At 52.5% G+C, this 1,792-nt stretch carries 1 protein-coding gene and 1 CRISPR repeat array; the gene reads left to right on the top strand.

Annotated elements, in window-relative coordinates; translation table 11 throughout:
• Positions 1–35 precede the first annotated feature (35 nt).
• Positions 36–854: direct repeats of the CRISPR family, unit length 29 nt; unit sequence GTGTTCCCTGCGCCCGCAGGGATGAACCG.
• A 391-nt stretch (positions 855–1,245) separates the two neighbouring features.
• A complete protein-coding gene (locus KDK14_RS19715; RefSeq protein WP_257266925.1) occupies positions 1,246–1,512 on the top strand; it encodes a transcriptional regulator in 267 nt (88 codons plus the stop codon).
• Positions 1,513–1,792 lie beyond the last annotated feature (280 nt).

The following is a 1,792-nucleotide window of genomic DNA, read 5'->3' as shown; positions in this document are numbered from 1 at the left end:
CCGTCATCTTTCGCCGTGGAAAAAAAACGGGTGTCGTGTTCCCTGCGCCCGCAGGGATGAACCGTGTAAGTGTTGCGGTTTTGAGTTTGAACCATCGGTGTTCCCTGCGCCCGCAGGGATGAACCGGGCATCCTGGGCCAGACCATGACCGCCGACGAGTGTTCCCTGCGCCCGCAGGGATGAACCGCTGGAGCGAGCCTTGCAAAGTGATCGGTCGATGTGTTCCCTGCGCCCGCAGGGATGAACCGATGCGTAAGACGCTTGCCGAGCAGGCTGAGAAGTGTTCCCTGCGCCCGCAGGGATGAACCGCCTGGGATGGTGACGGGGGCATGATGGTTCAGGTGTTCCCTGCGCCCGCAGGGATGAACCGGAACTCGAGGAACTGGCACAGAGCGTTAAGGCGTGTTCCCTGCGCCCGCAGGGATGAACCGCGCCCCATGAAATCCAGCCGGGTGAAAAGTGCGTGTTCCCTGCGCCCGCAGGGATGAACCGCCCGCAAATTTGATAAGGCTCGTTCATTACATGTGTTCCCTGCGCCCGCAGGGATGAACCGTTGTCCGCGTTCTGGAACAGCAGGTCAATGATGTGTTCCCTGCGCCCGCAGGGATGAACCAGGGACGAGGCCAATAGGATTCTCAACGTGTTCCCTGCGCCCGCAGGGATGAACCGTGTCGTTAGACACAACACTCCTGCTACTGCTAGTGTTCCCTGCGCCCGCAGGGATGAACCGGCTCCATAGTGTCAGGTTAGGGTTATAAATCTGTGTTCCCTGCGCCCGCAGGGATGAACCGAAGGCGACTTCAGCAGTGATGCGGTAGTTGCCGTGTTCCCTGCGCCCGCAGGGATGAACTGGACAATAACATGTTATGTTCACCCTCGCCGGCCGCATTGTGCAACTTGTTCTTTGATATTGTTCTTTTTGTTGTTTGTATCGAGATTTCGATATTGAAATTGGCCTATTTTGATAGGGCATATCGAAAAATTCTTGCCTTATCCTGAAGGCTGTTTATGTTTCTGACACGCAAGAAAAAACCCGGCTCAAACGGAGGTTGGACTCCTAACCGGGTTTTTCTCAAACAGTGAGCTATTGCTCAGGGGCAGTATAGCAATGATTTCGTTCGCGTACACAATCGGGGTAATGAAAATGGTTCGTGTGCAAATAAACACCAAAGGACTCGGCAATCTCAATTCGACACAGAAATTTTTGCTGGTTGTGCTGGCAACTTTTGCCAATTCGGAAGGTGAATGTTGGCCAAGTCAGGGGTGCTTTCAGAAATAGTCGGGGCCAGTCAGCCCACAGTCAGCGCGGGTTTAAAGAAACTGGAGCAGGAACGGCTGATTGAAAGCTGTCATCGTAAAACCAAAAACGGGGGTAACACCAGTAAAGTCTACCGGATGCTGTTCGAGCCTTTTGTATTCAGGCATATCAGGGAAGAACAATACAACTGCTTCGGCCAACGAATCGACGATCCTCGCATAACCGATACTTCCTGGGCAGAAGGCTTCGAGTAAGTGAACATAACAACCGCATCCAGCCGACTGACGCGGCTGATGCAAAGGATCTGTGAACATCAATTCCCGTGTTCCCTGCGCCCGCAGGGATGAACCGGGTTCGATTTTAAAGCACAAAAGCCAAGACTGTTCTGGGGAATTCAAGCATCAGCCAAAGATAGCTGATTGCAGGACAGTTGATGTTTGAATAGTGGTTTAAGCGAATGATTGTACGAATGTCACCTGGTAAGGAATTGTCTGAAAATAACTTCCACATATTCAGATGTTCCACCGCAATCAT

Origin of the sequence: Endozoicomonas sp. ONNA2 (assembly GCF_024606365.1) — a bacterium.
In the GTDB taxonomy this organism is placed as follows: Bacteria; Pseudomonadota; Gammaproteobacteria; order Pseudomonadales; family Endozoicomonadaceae; genus Endozoicomonas.
The sequence above is the reverse complement of the archived record's forward strand: the minus strand, read 5'-3'. Positions and strand labels throughout refer to the sequence as shown.